Origin of the sequence: Streptomyces acidicola (assembly GCF_009377235.1) — a bacterium.
Taxonomy (GTDB): Bacteria; Actinomycetota; Actinomycetes; order Streptomycetales; family Streptomycetaceae; genus Streptomyces; species Streptomyces acidicola.
On the sequence record NZ_VMNX01000212.1, the window covers coordinates 1 to 16,761 of the forward strand.

A 16,761-nucleotide genomic window follows, 5' to 3' on the forward strand; every position below is an offset into this window, starting at 1 on the left:
ACCCACACCACCGCCCACACGTTTCCCGTACCGACCGCCCGAGGGGTCCCGTTCCGTGAGTCTGCATCCCACTCTTCAGCCCTACGCCGACGCCTGGACCCACTCCGTGGACGCGATATCCGAGCTGGTGCAGCCGCTCGTGGAGGGCGAGTGGAACCGGAGGACCCCATGCCCTGCCTGGTCCGTCCGCGACATCGTCTCCCACGTCATCGGCCTGGACTGCGAGATGCTCGGCGATCCGCGCCCGATCCACACGCTGCCGCGTGACCTGTACCACGTGACGAACGAGCACCAGCGGTACATGGAGATGCAGGTCGACGTCCGCCGCCACCACACCGCACCGGAGATGACCTCCGAGCTGGAGTACACGATCATCCGCCGCAACCGCCAGCTGCGGAACGAGTCGCGGGAGCCGGACGCCAAGGTGCGCGGCCCCCTCGGCGTCGAGCTCACCCTTGAGCAGGCCATGCGGAACCGGGCGTTCGACGTCTGGGTGCACGAGCAGGACCTGCGCGCGGCCCTCGGCGAGCCGGGGAACCTCGACTCTCCCGGCGCCTTCGTGGCCCGCGACGAGCTGCTCTCCGTCCTGCCGAAGGTCGTCGCCGAGGACGCCCAGGCGCCGCGCAGTTCGGCGATCGTCTTCGACGTGCACGGCCCGGTGGAGTTCATCCGTACCGTCCGTGTGGACATCCAGGGCCGCGGCACCCTGGAGACCGCCCCCTCCCTCGGCCCCGCCGCCACCCTCACCCTCGACTGGGAGACCTACGTCCGCCTGGCCTGCGGCCGCGTCACCGCCGAAGGTGTCGCCGACCGCGTCAAGGGCGAGGGCGACCCCGAGCTGGTCAAGGCGATCCTGCGGTCGTTCGCGGTGACGATGTAGCGCGGTGACGATGTAGCGCGGTGACGGCGCAGCACGGTGACGGTGTGGCGCGGTGAAACGGTGTAGCGCGGTGGCCGTTTAGCAGCCGCGGCGGAGGTCCGGTCCGGTCCGGTCGGAAGGGGATACGACGGGCCCGTCACCTCGCGGACCTGTCACCTCGCGGGCCCGTCACCTGGCGGGTCCGCTCAGTGGTCCTCGATGATCGTGGTGGCGATGCCGTCGGTGAGCTCGACCTCGGCGGTCAGGCCCTTCTGGGCGGCGGCCTCCAGCTCGTCCAGGCTGCACCGCTGGGTCCCGGTCAGCTGCGGGTCCCCGCATATGGTGCCCGCGCCGTACACCAGCGTGTCGTCGGCGACGAAGAACTGCTGCTCGGTGCCCTTCATGTCGGAGACCGTGAACTTGCCCGGCGCCAGGTACTTGACTTCGCCCAGCCAGGTTCCGCTGACGCCCTTGCCCGAGCCGGAGCCCTGCTCGGTGCCGGGCCGTTCGGTGACCGCCGTGGCGATGCCGTTCTTCATCGTGACATCGGCGGGAACGTCGCCGTTCTTGGTGGCCGCCTCCAGCTCGTCCTGGCTGCACCGCTGGGTCCCGGTCAACTGCGGGTCCCCGCATATGGTGCCCGCGCCGTACACCAGCGTGTCATCGGCGACGAAGAACTGCTGATCGGTCCGGCCCGGGACCGTCACGATGTATTTACCCGGCGCGAGATAGGCGACCGTGCCGTTCTCGAACGTCCCGCTGACACCGCTCTTGGAGCTCGACGCGTTGTTCGCGACCGCGGCCGAGCCCTCCTTGCCGGACGACGAGTCCGACGACGTGCCCGAGGAGTCGGACTGGGACCGGGACTTGGACGACGACGTGGAGGACGAGCTGTCCGTGCTGGTGGAGTCGTTCTGACAGGCCGTCATCAGCAGGCCGGCAGTGATCGCGGCGGTGACGACGACGGCCTTGCGCAGGTGGCGGTTCATCACGAATGTCCCTTCAGACACGACGAGGAGGGTGCGGGGCGCCGACCGTACTCCCGTCGTGCGTTCCCGCTCTGTGATGACTATGAGGCCCCGTCAGCCCCGCAGGTCACTCCCGTCTTCGCTTCACTACGCCTCGGTCGCACGGTCGTGACAGAGCAACATCTCCTCTGCGAACAGCCACCGCGACCAACCACCCGCGTCACGCGGGCACATGCACCGTCTCCACCCGGCTCGCCACCAGACGCTCGCGCTCCCGGCGGGCCGCGCGGCGGCTCAGGCGCAGGATCTGGGTGAGGCCCAGGGCCTGGAGGACGAAGACGAACGAGAAGGCGATGCGGTACTCGCCGCCGGTCGCGTCCAGGAGGACACCGACCGCGAACAGCGTCGTCATCGACGCGACGAAACCACCCATGTTCGTGATGCCGGAGGCCGTTCCCTGACGCTCGGGCGGGTTCGCCGGCCGGGCGAAGTCGAAGCCGAGCATGGAGGCGGGGCCGCACGCGCCGAGGACCACACACAGGACGACCAGCAGCCACATCGGCGCCCGGTCGTACGCGAGTGTGGTCGCCCACACCACCGCGGTCGTCCCCACCGTGCCCAGCGCCAGCGGCAGCCGGGCCGCGTGGTGCCGGGCGACGACCTGCCCGTACACCAGACCGACGAACATGTTGGACAGCACGACCAGGGTGAGCAGATCACCGGCCGTCGCCCGGCTGAGCCCCTGCGCCTCGACCAGGAACGGCAGGCCCCACAGCAGCAGGAACACCATCGCCGGGAACTGCGTCGTGAAGTGCACCCACAGCCCGAGCCGCGTGCCGGGCTCCCGCCAGGACGCCGCGATCTGCCGCCGCACATACGCCGACCCGTGGTGCGGGAACGGCTCCGGCTCGTGCCCCTCCGGGTGGTCCTTCAGGAACAGGAGCATCAGGACGAGGACCAGGACGCCCGCCACGGCGCTGCCCGCGAACGCCGCCGTCCAGCCCACGCCGTGCAGCAGCCGCGCGATCACCAGCGTCGAGACCAGGTTGCCCGCCATGCCCGCGAGCCCCGCGAGCTGCGCGACCAGCGGCCCGCGCCGGGCCGGGAACCAGCGTGAGCCGAGCCGCAGCACGCTGATGAACGTCATCGCGTCACCGCAGCCCAGCAGCGCGCGCGAGGCCAGCGCCATGCCGTAGGAGGGGGAGAAGGCGAACCCCAACTGACCCGCGGTGAACAGCAGCACACCGATCGTCAGCACCTTCTTGGTGCCGAGCCGGTCGACCAGCAGGCCCACGGGTATCTGCATGCCCGCGTACACGAGCAGCTGGAGTATCGAGAAGGTGGACAGGGCGGAGGCGTTGACCTGGAAGCGGTCGGCGGCGTCGAGGCCGGCGACACCCAGCGACGTACGGAAGATGACCGCGACGAAGTAGACGGAGACACCTATGCCCCAGACGGCGACCGCGCGGCGGCCACCGGGCGGATCTCCGGGCAGCGAGACGGAACCCGCGCTCGAACGCGTACTCATCGCACCTCGCCCCGCGCCAGGTTGGAGAACCAGCTGACGTGCCGGTGGACGATATCCACGGCCGCCCGCGCGTCGCCCGAGCGCAGCGCCTCCAGGATCTCCTGGTGCTCGGCCAGCGTCTTGGTGATGCGGTCCGGGTGGGCGTGCATCACGGCCACGCCCATGCGCAACTGCCGGTCGCGGAGCTGGTCGTAGAGCCGGGAGAGGATCTCGTTGCCGCCGCTGCGGACGATCTCGGCGTGGAAGCAGCGGTCCGTCATGGCCGCTCCGGCCAGGTCCCCCGCGGCCGCCTGCGTCCTCTGCTGCTCCAGGAGTTCCTCCAAGCGGGCGATGAGCTGCGGCGAGGCAGGCACCGACTTGCGGACCGAGTGCTCCTCCACGAGCTGGCGGGTCTCGACCACGTCCGCGATCTCCTGTGCGGAGACGGGCAGCACGAGGGCGCCCTTCTTCGGGTAGAGCCTGATCAGCCCTTCGACCTCCAGCCGCAGCAGCGCCTCCCGCACGGGGGTGCGGGACACCCCGACCGCCTCGCCCAGCTCACCCTCGGTGAGCAGCGTTCCGCCCTCGTAACGGCGCTCCAGGACGCCCTGCTTGACGTGTGCGTAGACGCGGTCGGCGGCGGGGGGCTGCTTCGCCGCGTGCTTCTCGGTGGTCGCGGTGGTCGCGGTCTGCTTCTCGCTGGTCTGGTTCTCGGTCACGGGCGGGGCTGAAGGCATGCCCACAGCATAGATACAACACGTACGCATGACTGCCCCCGTCCACGATCCGGGACAAGGGACGGGACAAGGGACGGGACAAGCGGCGCGGCAAGACCGAGGCAAGACCGGGGCGAGAACAGGGCAAAGACGGGCAAGGAATGGCCAAGCGCACCAGACCGCCAACGCGCAACAGGCACCCCCCTCGGAAACAGCACAACCTTTTGTGCTACTTACGTGTCACACAGGAGCGGCCCTTCTGGCGCTCGACGACCAACCGGCCGCCCTCCTCAGACATTTGACGCAATCGGGGTACTTAACTTGAATACCGCCATTCGGGACAGGCGTGTCCGCAGAGCCGCCGCCGTAGTCGTCACCACCGGCGCGCTGCTCACCAGCGGCGCCCTCGGCATGGCCCCGGCGCAGGCCGCGACCAAGCCCACGATCGCCGCCAAGGGCGGCTACGCGATGAACAACGCGACCGGCAAGTCGCTGTACACCAAGGCGTCGGACACCCGGCTCTCCACGGGTTCGACCACGAAGATCATGACGGCGAAGGTCGTGCTCGCGCAGCCGAACCTGAACCTCGACGCCAAGGTCACGATCCAGATGGCCTACAGCGACTACATCGTCTCCAAGAACGCCTCCTCCGCCCGCCTGATCGTGGGCGACAAGGTCACGGTCCGTCAGCTGCTGTACGGCCTGATGCTGCCGTCCGGCTGTGACGCGGCGTACGCCCTCGCCGACAAGTTCGGTTCGGGCTCGACGCGTGCGGCGCGCGTGAAGTCGTTCATCGCGAAGATGAACACGACCGCCAAGGACCTCGGCCTGACCAACACGCGCTTCGACTCGTTCGACGGCATCGGCAACGGCTCCAACTACTCGACGCCGCGCGACCTGACGAAGCTCGCCAGCAACGCGATGAAGAACTCCACGTTCCGCACGATCGTGAAGACGAAGTCGTACACGGCGAAGACCACCACCAAGACGGGCAGCACCCGCACGATGAGCCCGTGGACGAACACGAACGGGCTGCTCGGCAGCTACAGCGGCACCATCGGCGTGAAGACGGGCTCCGGCCCCGAGGCCAAGTACTGCCTCGTCTTCGCCGCCACCCGCAACGGCAAGACCGTCATCGGCACCGTCCTCGCCTCGACCTCCATCGCGGCACGTGAGTCGGACGCGAAGAAGATCATGACCTACGGCTTCGCCGTCTGAGGCTCAGGCCTTCGCACGGCTGCCCGAAGGGGGCCACCGCTCGTCGGTGGCCCCCTTCGTCGTGCGGAGTGGACACGGGGCTCGCGCCCGCCCCAGTCTCACGCCCTGTTTGTCATGCCCGCGTGTCACGCCCAGGTGATCAGCCTCTTCGGCTGTTCCAGGACGGCCGCCACGTCGGCGAGTACCTTCGAGCCCAGCTCCCCGTCCACCAGGCGGTGGTCGAAGCTCAGCGCCAGGGTCGTGACCTGGCGGGGCTTCACCTTGCCCTTGTGGACCCAGGGCTGGAGCTTGATGGCGCCGACGGCGAGGATCGCGGACTCGCCGGGGGGAAGGATCGGCGTGCCCGTGTCGACGCCGAAGACGCCGACGTTCGTGATGGTGACGGTGCCGCCCTGCATGGCCGCCGGGGAGGTCCTGCCCTCCCTCGCCGTCCCCACCAGCTCGCGCAGTGCCTCGGCGAGCTGCGGGAGCGTCTTGTCGTGGGCGTCCTTGATGTTCGGCACGATCAGGCCGCGGGGGGTCGCGGCGGCGATGCCCAGGTTCACATAGTGCTTGAGCACGATCTCCTGGTTGGGCTCGTCCCAGGACGCGTTGATCTCCGGGTTCCGCCGGATCGCCACCAGCAGGGCCTTGGCGATCAGCAGGAGCGGGTTCACCCGCAGGCCCTCGAACTCCTTGTCCTGCTTCAGCTCCTCGATCAGCTTCATCGTGCGGGTCACGTCGACGGTCACGAACTCCGTGACGTGCGGTGCCGTGAACGCGGAGCCGACCATGGCCAGCGCGGTCGCCTTGCGGACGCCCTTGACGGGGACACGGGTCTCACGGGCGCCGGCATACGACACCGCCGGTGCCGCTGCGGGTACGGCGGGCGCGGTGGGCGCCGCCGGTGCGGTCGCGGGGGTCCCGGCAACGACCGGTTCGGCGGCCGGAGACGGGGCCGCCGCCGCGTACACGTCCTCGCGCGTGATGATGCCGTCCGGGCCGGACGGGGTGACCGTCGCCAGGTCGACCCCGAGGTCCTTGGCCAGCTTGCGCACCGGCGGCTTCGCCAGCGGGCGGGGCCCGGCAGCGCCGGTCCCGTGTCCGTTCAGCTCGCCCTGGACGCCCGGGAGGGCGGGGGCCGTGTACAGCTTGTCCTCGGCGGGCGGGGGCTCCACGGGCCGGGTTCCCTTGCGGGGGCGGCGCCTGGTGGACGACTCGGCGACTCCGTAGCCGACGAGGACCGCCTTGCGACCCTCGGGTTCGGCCGGCTCCTCCTTGGCGGTGACGGCCGGCGCGGGCTCCGCAGGGGCTTGTGCGGGAGCGCCGCCCGTCACGTCCACCGCGATGATGGACGTGCCCACGTCCACGGTGGTGCCCTCGGGGAAGTGGAGATCGCGCACGACACCGTCGTACGGGATGGGCAGCTCGACGGCCGCCTTCGCCGTCTCGACCTCGCACACGACCTGTCCGTCGGTGACCGTGTCACCGGGCTGGACGTACCACTTGAGGATCTCGGCCTCGGTGAGTCCCTCGCCCACGTCGGGCATCTTGAACTCCCGCACGGACGCTTCAGTCATCGTCGTCACGACCCTCTCCTCAGTACGCCAGCGAGCGGTCGACGGCGTCCAGTACCCGGTCCAGGTTCGGCAGGTACTCCTCCTCCAGCCGCGCCGGCGGATACGGGGCGTGATAGCCGCCGACCCGCAGCACGGGGGCCTCCAGGTGGTAGAAGCACCGCTCGGTGATGCGCGCGGCGATCTCCGCGCCCGAGCCGAAGAACACCGGCGCCTCGTGCACCACGACCAGGCGACCGGTCTTCTCCACCGAGGCCTGGATCGAGTCGAAGTCCAGGGGGGAGACCGAGCGCAGGTCCAGCACCTCCAGGGACCGGCCCTCCTCGGCGGCCGCGTCCGCGACCTCCCGGCAGAGCTTCACCATCGGGCCGTACGCGACGAGCGTGAGGTCGGTGCCCGCGCGGACGACCTGCGCCTTGTGCAGCGGGGCCGGGATCGCCTCGGGGTTGACCTCGGCCTTGTCCCAGTAGCGCCGCTTCGGCTCGAAGAAGATCACCGGGTCGTCGCTCTGGATGGCCTGCTGCATCATCCAGTAGGCGTCGGACGCGTTCGACGGCGAGACGATCTTCAGGCCCGCCACGTGCGCGAAGAGCGACTCCGGGGACTCGGAGTGGTGCTCGACCGCGCCGATGCCACCGCCGTACGGGATGCGGACCACGACCGGCAGCTTCACCTTGCCCAGCGAGCGGGCGTGCATCTTGGCGAGCTGGGTGACGATCTGGTCGTACGCCGGGAACACGAAGCCGTCGAACTGGATCTCCACCACCGGGCGGTAGCCGCGCAGCGCGAGGCCGATCGCCGTGCCGACGATGCCCGACTCGGCGAGCGGGGTGTCGATGACCCGGTCCTCGCCGAAGTCCTTCTGCAGCCCGTCCGTCACGCGGAACACGCCGCCGAGCTTGCCGACGTCCTCGCCCATGATCAGGACCTTGGGGTCGGATTCGAGGGCCTTGCGCAGCGATTCGTTGATCGCCTTGGCCAGCGCCATGTTCTTCCCTGCCACAGCCTGTGCGGTCATCGCTGCTTCCCCTCCTCCACGTCGGCGAACGACTCCTGGTACGCGGCGAACTCGGCGCGCTCCTCGTCGACGAGGGCGTGCCCGTCCGCGTACACGTTCTCGAAGATGGCGAAATGGTCCGGGTCCGGCATGGTGCGCACCACTTCGCGCACTCGCCTTCCCAACGCTTCGCTCTCGGTTTCGAGTTCCGCGAAGAATCCCTCGTCCGTGTCAGTTTGGGACTGGAGATAGCTGCGCAGGCGGGCGATCGGGTCCTTCGCCTCCCAGGCCGCCCGCTCGTCGTCGTGGCGGTAGCGGGTGGGGTCGTCGTTGGTGGTGTGGGCGCCCATGCGGTACGTGTACGCCTCGACGAGGGTGGGGCCCTCGCCGTTGCGGGCGCGTTCCAGGGCCCACTTGGTGACCGCGAGGCAGGCCAGAACGTCGTTGCCGTCGACGCGCACGCCGGGGAAGCCGTAGCCCTGGGCACGCTGGTAGAGCGGCACGCGCGTCTGCTTCTCGGTGGGCTCGGAGATCGCCCACTGGTTGTTCTGGCAGAAGAACACGACGGGGGCGTTGTAGACCGCGGAGAAGGTGAACGCCTCGGCCACGTCGCCCTGGCTGGACGCGCCGTCACCGAAGTACGCGATGACCGCCGAGTTCGCGCCGTCCTTGGCGAGCCCCATCGCGTACCCCGTCGCGTGCAGCGTCTGGGAGCCGATGACGATCGTGTAGAGGTGGAAGTTGTTGCTGTTCGGGTCCCAGCCGCCGTTGTTCACGCCGCGGAACATGCCGAGCAGGTTGGTCGGGTCGACTCCGCGGCACCAGGCGACGCCGTGCTCGCGGTAGGTCGGGAAGATGTAGTCGTCGTCGGTCACGGCCCGGCCGGAACCGATCTGGGCGGCCTCCTGGCCGAGCAGCGAGGCCCACAGGCCCAGCTCGCCCTGGCGCTGGAGCACGGTGGCCTCGGCGTCGAAGCGCCGGGTGAGCACCATGTCGCGGTACAGACCGCGGAGCTCTTCGGGGGTGATGCCGGCGACGTAGGGGTCGTACTCGGCGTTCTTGATCCGCTTGCCCTCGGGCGTCAGCAGCTGGACGAGCTCGGGCTCGGTGCCAGGCGCTTTCTTCGCGGCGGTACGGCTGGTCGTGCGCTTGGTGCCGGTGGTGCTGCTCTTGGTGCCGGTGGTGCCGGCCTTGCCTCCGGCGCTGCGTCGCGCCTTGCGCGCGGCAGTGCTCTCCACGGTCACGTGTGCTCCTCCGTCGGTCCGGCCCCCGGGATTGCCGGGTAGCCAGTGCGGCTCGCCTGGTCCCGATACCCGTGCACGGGGTGGGTGCCCTCGGCCGGGAACAGGCGTGACAGGTGCCCCGGCGAGCGCCCTGCACAAAGCACGTTACCCAGTGCCGCTCATTCCTGTGAAACCCCTCCTGACCTGCGTTTTTCCTTGGATTTCCAAGTACTTTTTGTCGGATTTCCAAGTAACTCGCATCATCGGGAACAGCCGCTGGTCACAGCACTGGTTACAGCCTCGCAGGGGGCCGGAACACCGGCACGTTATCCCGGTCACCCCGAGCTCGGGAAGAGTCCTGTACCACCCCTGGTGCTCCACGCGCCCCCCTGGGCGCCTCCCTCCTCGCGCCGGGAAGAAACGGCACGCGCGCGTGAAGCCCGTTTCGGGCCGCACGCGCGCGTGAGGGGTGTTCGTCAGGGGGTCTCGGTCCGGCTCGGAGCCGGTGTCAGGACGTCGCCCCTTCACCGGACGGGTCGCTCGCCGGCGGGCTCGGGCTCTCTCCCTGGTCCGGCGGCGTCGACTCCTCGTCCGTCGGCGGATCCGCGCTCGCCGACCCGGTGTCCGAGGGCTCACCGCCCGACGGCTCGCTCGGGGTGATGGACGGGGTAAAGCTCGGGGACGGCGGGTAGCTGGGCGTGAAGTCGGAGCCGGGATTCGTTCCGGTGTCCTCGTGCGTGACCTCGTCCGTCGGCTCGTCGCTGGGACTGGCGCTGGGCTCCTTCTTCTCCTTGGACTGCGTGGCGGTCGGCGACTGGGTGGTCCCGGGACCGCCTTCCCCGCTGCCCGTGTTGTTCAGCGCCAGCGCGACGCCCGCCGCGATGGCGACGACCGCGAGCACCGCGAGGATCCACAGCTTGCCGCGGCCGCTGCCCCGGTTGCCGTGCCCCTCGAAGCCCCCGTCGTCCCTGCCGCCGCCGTGCGGCAGGATCGGCTGCTGGATCTGCGCGGTACCGGAATCCGAGGGGTGCGGCATCGCGGCCGTGCCCGCGAAGCCCGCGGCCGGGGTCTGCCTGCCGTCGTGCGCGGTCACGGGCCCGGTGTTCCAGGTGCCGGTGTGGCCGCCCTGGTCGTACAGCATCTGCAGGCCGTACTGGACCAGTCCGCGCATCTCCTCGGCCGTCTGGAACCGGTCGTCCGGCTCCTTGGCGAGGGAGCGCGTCACCAGCCCGTCGAGCTCCGGCGGCGCCCCGTCGGACACCTCGGAGGGCGGCACCGCGAGGTCCTGGACGTGCTGGTAGACCACCGACAGCGGGGTCTCACCGACGAACGGCGGCCGCAGTGCGAGGAGCTCGTACAGCAGACAGCCCGTCGCGTACAGGTCGGAGCGGTGGTCGACGGCCTTGCCGAGCGCCTGCTCCGGGGACAGGTACTGGGGCGTGCCCATGACCATGCCGGTCTGCGTCATGGTCGACTGCGCACCGTGCAGGGCGCGCGCGATGCCGAAGTCCATGACCTTCACGGCGCCGGTGTGGGTGATGATGACGTTGGCCGGCTTGATGTCGCGGTGCACGATGCCGTGCTGGTGCGAGTAGGCGAGCGCCTCCAGCACCCCGGAGACGATGATCAGCGCCTGCTCCGGCCCCGGGGCCTCGGCGTTGAGCAGCAGGTCACGGATTGTCCGGCCCTCGACCAGCTCCATCACGATGTACGGCACGGGGGTGCCGTTCACGACGTCCTCACCGGAGTCGTACACCGCGACGATCGCATGGTGGTTGAGCCCGGCCACCGACTGCGCCTCACGCGTGAAGCGCGCCTTGGAGACGGGGTCCTCGGCGAGATCGGAACGCAGCAGCTTGACCGCGACCGTACGGCCGAGGCGCACATCCTCGGCCGCGAACACCTCGGCCATGCCGCCCCGGCCGAGTCTGCCGGTCAGCCGGTAGCGGCCGTCACCGACGAGCCCTCTGTTGCCCCACATCTCCGGCGCGTCTGACATACCGCCGCCAGCCGCCTCGGGGTCGGACGGGCCCTGAGCGCGCTGCTGTGCCATCAGTCCTCGCCGTCGTTTCTGCCCGCGGTCCGCGCGGTCTCGTTGTCACGGTCTTCCGTCGGGCCACGCTACAGCCTCTGCGCAAGGCCCCGGTCCGTCTTGGAGGGGGGAAGGATTGGGGAAGGATTCAGGTGGGAGCGGCCATGAAACCTTCCACGCCACTCCTCGTGCAAATTGTGTGTAGCGCTCGTACAACCCCGGTAACGCTTACGCGACGCTTCCTTCGCGTACGGTCACGGATCGGGCACCGCGCTTGACGTGTCAGTGCCCTCGGGCAGACTTGGCCGGGAATCACTCACAACAGCACGAGGATCGCCGAACGCGGGAGCCACGCAGGCAACTTCGCCCGCGCCGATGGGGGACGCAGAAACATGAGTCACGACGGCGCACAGGGCCGGTATGCGGGGCGGTCGTTCGCCGGTGGCCGCTACCAGCTGCGCGATCTGCTCGGTGAGGGCGGCATGGCCTCGGTGCACCTCGCATACGACTCGGTGCTCGACCGGCAGGTGGCGATCAAGACACTTCACACCGAGCTCGGCCGCGAGCAGGCCTTCCGCGAGCGGTTCCGCCGCGAGGCCCAGGCCGTGGCGAAACTCACGCACACGAACATCGTCTCGGTGTTCGACACCGGCGAGGACGTCCTGTTCGCCGACGGCTCCGCCCCGGGGGGCGGCGGGCCGACTCCGTACATCGTCATGGAGTACGTCGAGGGCAGTCCTCTCGGCTCGGTGCTCGACGCGGACGTCCAGCAGTACGGCGCGATGCCCGCCGACAAGGCGCTGAAGATCACCGCGGACGTTCTGGCGGCTCTGGAGATCAGCCACGAGATGGGCCTGGTCCACCGCGACATCAAGCCGGGCAACGTGATGATGACGAAGCGCGGCGTGGTCAAGGTGATGGACTTCGGCATCGCCCGCGCCATGCAGTCCGGTGTCACGTCCATGACCCAGACCGGCATGGTCGTCGGCACCCCGCAGTACCTCTCGCCGGAGCAGGCGCTGGGCCGGGGTGTGGACGCGCGCAGCGACCTGTACTCGGTCGGCATCATGCTGTTCCAGCTGTCCACCGGGCGGCTGCCGTTCGAGGCGGACTCTCCGCTGGCGATCGCGTACGCGCACGTCCAGGAGGAACCGGTCGCCCCCTCCTCGATCAACCGTTCGCTTCCCCCGGCGGTGGACGCGCTGGTGGCCCGCGCCCTGAAGAAGAACCCGAACGAGCGTTTCCCGAGCGCCGAGGCCATGCGCGACGAGTGTCTGCGCGTGGCCGCGTCGCTCCAGGCCGCCCCGCCGCCGAGCATCGTCCCGGGCGCGCAGACGTCGAGCGGCGCCGGTGTGGGCTCCGCCGTCTTCCCGCCGATCGACCAGTCGACCCCGGCACCGCAGGGGAACATACAGACCCCGTACCAGCCCGGCCCGTACAGTCCGCCGACACCCACCCCGACTCCGCAGCCGCCCTCCCCGGCGTACGGCTATCCGCAGCAGAGCGGGCAGAGCGGCTACCAGATGGCGCCGCAGAACGCTCCGTACCCGCCGCAACCGGGGCCGACGACCCCGCCCCCGTACAACATCACCCCGCAGCACCCGACTTCCGCCGCGGGATCCTCCGGGGGCGGCAGGACCAACACGGGTGTCATCGCCGGCGCGGTCGTCGTCGCGCTCGTGGCGATCACCGCTCTGCTCGGGGCCATGCTGCTGAACGGCGGCGACGACAAGGGCGGCGACGCGAGCGGTGATACGAGCGCTGACACGACCGCCGGCGCCTCCTCCGCCTCGTCCCCGGATGCGGCCGGGCACAAGGGTCCGGACACCTCGAAGACCATCGAGACGGAGAGGTGCACGGAGCCGATGGAGTCGTACACCGAGCCCGGCAAGATCAAGCTCCCGACCTTCGAGTTCAAGAACATCGACTCGGTGAAGGCGTGCCTCCAGGCGGCCGGCTGGAAGTACGAGACCAAGAGGGTCGACGAGAACACGTACGGCGAGGACACGGTCATGCAGCAGTACCCCTCGACCAACGACAACGTCGATCCCGATGACATGCCGACGATCATCCTGGACGTCTCGACGGGCAACCCGGCCTCCTGACCCGGTGATCCCGCTGGGATCCGGCGGACTCCGCTGGTACCTGGCGGATCCTGCTGGTCAGGCTCCGGACGTGAGCCGGTCACCAGTCATGGGGCATGGGAAGGGGGCCCGGTGCGACCACCGGGCCCCCTTCCTGTGATCGCTAGAGGTACGGCCCGCCCGTGCGCGGGTCCTCAAGGCCGCCCTCGCCGCCGACGCCCGGCGGGAGGGCGCGGCGCATCTGCTCCAGCTGAGCCCGCGCGGCCATCTGCTGGGCGAACAGCGTCGTCTGGATCCCGTGGAACAGCCCTTCGAGCCAGCCGACCAGCTGCGCCTGCGCGATGCGCAGTTCCGAGTCGCTGGGGATCGCCTCGTCCGTGAAGGGCAGGGAGAGCCGCTCCAGCTCCTCGACGAGTTCGGGAGCCAGCCCGTCCTCCAGTTCCTTCACCGAGCTGGCGTGGATCTCCTTGAGCCGGGCCCGGCTCGCCTCGTCGAGAGGTGCCGCCCGCACCTCCTCCAGAAGCTGCTTGATCATGCTGCCGATGCGCATGACCTTCGCCGGCTGCTCCACCTGCTCCGTCACCGGAACCTCGCGGGAGTCCTCGTCTCCTCCGCCGCCGAGAGCCATGCCGTCCTGGCCGACGACCAGGATCTGCGGCGGGTTCTCGGGCGCCCTGTCGTTCCTCGGCATCTCCATGCCGCCATTCTCTCGCACCGTTCCTGATCCCGTTGACCCGGCTGCCCCAGGGCGCGGCAGGGGATGCCGACCGCCGGGACACCGGGCCGCCCAGGGTGCCGGGATGGTTGCGATATGTGACGCTTTTGTCACTGCCCCTCGCCCTTCGCCCCTCGCCCCTCGCCCCGGGAAGGGAGCACCGACGTGGCTCCATTCCTCACGGTTCGGTTTCTGACGGCCCTGACGCTCATGGTCCCGGCGGCCCCAGTCGTGACGGCGCTGGTTCCGGCGATGGGCGTCGTCCCTCCCCTGTACGCCGCCGGGCCCACCCCCCGCGCCGAGGAGTCCCGCGCCGGAAGCAGCGCGGGCGAGGGGCGGGAGCGGCCGGGGCGGGCCGATGCGGACGCCGAGCCCAGCGAGGAGGGTGCGGACGATCCGGCGGACACGGCGACCGCCACGGCTCCGGGCACGGGCACGGGCACGGGCACTCGTAAAGACCCTGATTCGGGTACGGATCAGGGATCGCGCACGAATCCCGCGCGCCCGGAGCCCGGCCGGCCCACCGGCGGACGCGACACCGCCGACGCCCCCGATGAACCACAGCGGTCGGGCACCCCCGACCGCCCGCTCTCCGGTGTCACCCGCCGGGATGCCGTCCAGGGACCCGGAGGGCGGGCCCTCCCGCTCGGCAGCGGCCTGATCCTCATCGGGCTCGGCCTGGGGCTGGCCTTCGTCGGCCTGCGCGTACGACGGCCGTGAGGCCCCTCAGGCACTCCACGCCCCTCAGGGCGCGCAGGGCGGGCAGGCCCCTCAGGCCGCTCAGGCCGCTTCCGGGGCGGTGAGGTCCTACGGCGTCACCAGCAGCACCTTCCCGACATGCCCGCTCTCCTCCAGCACTCGGTGGCCCACGGCCGCGTCACTCATCGGCATCTCGCGGTCGACGACCGGACGTACGTGGCCGGCGGCGACGAGCGGCCACACGTGCTCCCGTACGGCCGCGACGATGGCGGCCTTCTCGTCGACCGGGCGGGCACGCAGGGTGGTCGCACTGATCGCGCCACGCTTGCTGAGGAGCGCACCGATGTTCAGCTCGCCCTTGGCTCCGCCCTGGAGGCCGATGATCGCGAGGCGGCCGTTGACGGCGAGGGCCTTCACGTTCCGTTCGAGGTACTTGGCGCCCATGATGTCGAGGATGACGTCCGCGCCCGCACCGTCCGTGGCCCGCTTGATCTCCTCGACGAAGTCCTGCTCGCGGTAGTTGATCAGAATGTCCGCGCCCAGCGCGGCGCAGTGGTCCAGCTTCTCCTTGGTGCCCGCCGTGACGGCGGCCTTCGCTCCGACCGCCTTGGCGAGCTGGATCGCCATCGTGCCGATACCGCTGGAGCCGCCGTGCACGAGGAGGGTCTCCCCGGGGCGGAGGTGGGCGATCATGAAGACGTTCGACCAGACGGTGCAGACGACCTCGGGCAGCGCGGCCGCCTGGCGGACGTCGAGCCCGTCGGGCACGGGCAGTACCTGACCGGCGGGGACGGCGACCTTCTCCGCGTATCCACCGCCCGAGAGCAGCGCGCACACCTCGTCGCCGACCGCCCACCCGGAGACTCCGGGGCCCAGCGCGGCGATCCGCCCGGAGCACTCAAGGCCGGGGTACGGGGAGGCGCCGGGCGGCGGATCGTAGAAGCCCTGCCGCTGGAGCAGATCGGCGCGGTTCACGGCGCTTGCCGCCACCTCGATGAGCACTTCGCCCTCGCCGGGCTCCGGGTCGGGGACCTCGTCCCACACCAGGGCCTCGGGTCCGCCGGGTTCGGGAATCGTGATCGCATGCATGAGGGGGAACCTACTCCGCCCGGCCGTCCTGCGTCCCAGGTCCCGGCCCCGGTACTTCGCGAGTTCCGGTTGTCCTGGTCCCTTGGTCCGGTTGTCCTGGTCCCTTGGTCCTGATGGTGGTGCGGCCTGTCGCCGGGAGAGCCACGGTGGATTCGTACGGCCGCTCGAGTTCTCCGGCCGATGAGTTCCGGAGGTCCGGGCGGTCTCCCTTTCTACTGTCCCGTGAACCGGGCCCCGTACGCGGAAGGACCCCATGACATGAGCGCACAGACGTCCGGCCTCGCCATCGAGACCGCGGGTCTGGTGAAGACGTTCGGCGAGACCCGAGCCGTGGACGGCGTCGACCTCTCCGTGCCGGCCGGCACGGTGTACGGCGTCCTCGGCCCGAACGGTGCCGGCAAGACCACCACCGTGAAGATGCTCGCCACCCTGCTGCGCCCCGACGCGGGCGAGGCCCACGTCTTCGGCCACGACATCGTCCGGGAAGCCGACGAAGTGCGGAGCAGGGTCAGCCTCACCGGCCAGTACGCGTCCGTGGACGAGGACCTCACCGGCGCCGAGAACCTGGTGCTGCTCGGCCGTCTCCTCGGCCACCACAAGAAGGCCGCCTGGCGGCGCAGCGAGCAACTGTTGGAGGCCTTCGGGCTGACCGAGGCGGCGGCGAAGCAGGTCAAGCACTACTCGGGCGGCATGCGGCGCCGTATCGACATCGCGGCGTCCATCCTCAACACGCCCGATCTGCTCTTCCTCGACGAGCCGACGACCGGGCTCGACCCGCGCAGCCGGAACCAGGTGTGGGACATCGTGCGCGCGGTCGTCGCCCAGGGCACGACCGTGCTGCTGACCACGCAGTACCTGGACGAGGCCGACCAGTTGGCGTCCCGGATCGCCGTCATCGACCGCGGCAGGGTGATCGCGGAGGGCACGAAGGGCGAGCTGAAGGCGTCCGTCGGGGCCGGTTCCGTGCACCTGCGGCTGCGCGACCCGGCACAGCGCCCGCAGGCGGAGGAGGTGCTGCGGCTGGCGCTCGACGCGGACGTGCAGCGGGAGCCCGACCCGGTGGCACTGACAGCGCGGGTGGGCGGGGGCCTGTCTCTT

General features: G+C 70.2%; 14 protein-coding genes. 5 read left to right on the forward strand and 9 right to left on the reverse strand.

Annotated features, from left to right (window positions below; genetic code table 11):
* Positions 1 to 55 precede the first annotated feature (55 nt).
* Positions 56 to 880 (forward strand): maleylpyruvate isomerase family mycothiol-dependent enzyme, encoded by an 825-nt coding sequence (locus FPZ41_RS36115; RefSeq protein ID WP_322621155.1) that lies wholly within the window; start codon positions 56 to 58, stop codon positions 878 to 880.
* A 185-nt stretch (positions 881 to 1,065) separates the two neighbouring features.
* On the opposite strand, the gene FPZ41_RS36120 is transcribed toward FPZ41_RS36115, so the two are convergent.
* From FPZ41_RS36120 to FPZ41_RS36130, 3 genes are all read right to left on the reverse strand, one after another.
* Positions 1,066 to 1,869 (reverse strand): hypothetical protein, encoded by an 804-nt coding sequence (locus tag FPZ41_RS36120; protein WP_322621156.1) that lies wholly within the window; start codon positions 1,867 to 1,869, stop codon positions 1,066 to 1,068.
* A gap of 178 nt (positions 1,870 to 2,047) precedes the next feature.
* On the reverse strand, positions 2,048 to 3,355 hold the full coding sequence (locus tag FPZ41_RS36125) for an MFS transporter (RefSeq protein ID WP_194236337.1): 1,308 nt from the start codon (positions 3,353 to 3,355) through the stop codon (positions 2,048 to 2,050).
* Entirely contained in the window at positions 3,352 to 4,071 is a 720-nt protein-coding gene (locus tag FPZ41_RS36130; RefSeq protein ID WP_228023195.1) for a GntR family transcriptional regulator, read from the reverse strand. The genes FPZ41_RS36125 and FPZ41_RS36130 overlap by 4 nt, the downstream gene beginning before the upstream one ends.
* A gap of 366 nt (positions 4,072 to 4,437) precedes the next feature.
* Here FPZ41_RS36130 and FPZ41_RS36135 point away from each other — a divergent pair, with 366 nt between their 5' ends.
* A complete protein-coding gene (locus FPZ41_RS36135; RefSeq protein WP_407698863.1) occupies positions 4,438 to 5,268 on the forward strand; it encodes a D-alanyl-D-alanine carboxypeptidase family protein in 831 nt (276 codons plus the stop codon).
* 125 nt (positions 5,269 to 5,393) lie between these two features.
* Here FPZ41_RS36135 and FPZ41_RS36140 read toward each other — a convergent pair whose 3' ends face one another.
* The 4 genes from FPZ41_RS36140 to FPZ41_RS36155 all read right to left on the reverse strand — a co-directional run bounded on the left by FPZ41_RS36140 (position 5,394) and on the right by FPZ41_RS36155 (position 11,097).
* The gene (locus tag FPZ41_RS36140; RefSeq protein ID WP_322621157.1) at positions 5,394 to 6,836 is read right to left on the reverse strand and encodes a dihydrolipoamide acetyltransferase family protein; all 1,443 of its coding nucleotides are present in this window, start codon (positions 6,834 to 6,836) and stop codon (positions 5,394 to 5,396) included.
* Between the two features lie 10 nt (positions 6,837 to 6,846).
* On the reverse strand, positions 6,847 to 7,842 hold the full coding sequence (locus FPZ41_RS36145) for an alpha-ketoacid dehydrogenase subunit beta (RefSeq protein ID WP_152867792.1): 996 nt from the start codon (positions 7,840 to 7,842) through the stop codon (positions 6,847 to 6,849).
* A complete protein-coding gene (gene pdhA, locus FPZ41_RS36150) occupies positions 7,839 to 9,065 on the reverse strand; it encodes a pyruvate dehydrogenase (acetyl-transferring) E1 component subunit alpha (protein ID WP_322621158.1) in 1,227 nt (408 codons plus the stop codon). Before pdhA ends, FPZ41_RS36145 begins: the two co-directional genes overlap by 4 nt.
* Before the next feature lie 487 nt (positions 9,066 to 9,552).
* Complete coding sequence (locus tag FPZ41_RS36155; protein ID WP_407698862.1) at positions 9,553 to 11,097, reverse strand: protein kinase domain-containing protein; 1,545 nt, start codon at positions 11,095 to 11,097, stop codon at positions 9,553 to 9,555.
* Positions 11,098 to 11,468: 371 nt separating this feature from the next.
* Between FPZ41_RS36155 and FPZ41_RS36160 the strand changes: the two genes are divergently transcribed.
* Positions 11,469 to 13,181 (forward strand): Stk1 family PASTA domain-containing Ser/Thr kinase, encoded by a 1,713-nt coding sequence (locus tag FPZ41_RS36160; protein ID WP_152867794.1) that lies wholly within the window; start codon positions 11,469 to 11,471, stop codon positions 13,179 to 13,181.
* A gap of 142 nt (positions 13,182 to 13,323) precedes the next feature.
* Here FPZ41_RS36160 and FPZ41_RS36165 read toward each other — a convergent pair whose 3' ends face one another.
* The gene (locus tag FPZ41_RS36165) at positions 13,324 to 13,857 is read right to left on the reverse strand and encodes a bacterial proteasome activator family protein (RefSeq protein ID WP_131562836.1); all 534 of its coding nucleotides are present in this window, start codon (positions 13,855 to 13,857) and stop codon (positions 13,324 to 13,326) included.
* Between the two features lie 183 nt (positions 13,858 to 14,040).
* Here FPZ41_RS36165 and FPZ41_RS36170 point away from each other — a divergent pair, with 183 nt between their 5' ends.
* Positions 14,041 to 14,595 carry a hypothetical protein gene (locus tag FPZ41_RS36170; protein ID WP_322621159.1) on the forward strand — a complete coding sequence of 185 codons (555 nt, stop codon included), beginning with the start codon at positions 14,041 to 14,043 and terminating at the stop codon, positions 14,593 to 14,595.
* Between the two features lie 87 nt (positions 14,596 to 14,682).
* Here the strand turns inward: FPZ41_RS36170 and FPZ41_RS36175 are convergent, their stop codons facing one another.
* On the reverse strand, positions 14,683 to 15,663 hold the full coding sequence (locus FPZ41_RS36175; RefSeq protein WP_152867795.1) for an NAD(P)H-quinone oxidoreductase: 981 nt from the start codon (positions 15,661 to 15,663) through the stop codon (positions 14,683 to 14,685).
* A gap of 258 nt (positions 15,664 to 15,921) precedes the next feature.
* On the opposite strand from FPZ41_RS36175, the gene FPZ41_RS36180 reads away from it, so the two are divergent.
* Positions 15,922 to 16,761 (forward strand): ATP-binding cassette domain-containing protein (locus FPZ41_RS36180; RefSeq protein WP_152867796.1); only part of this gene is annotated, 840 nt, incomplete at its 3' end.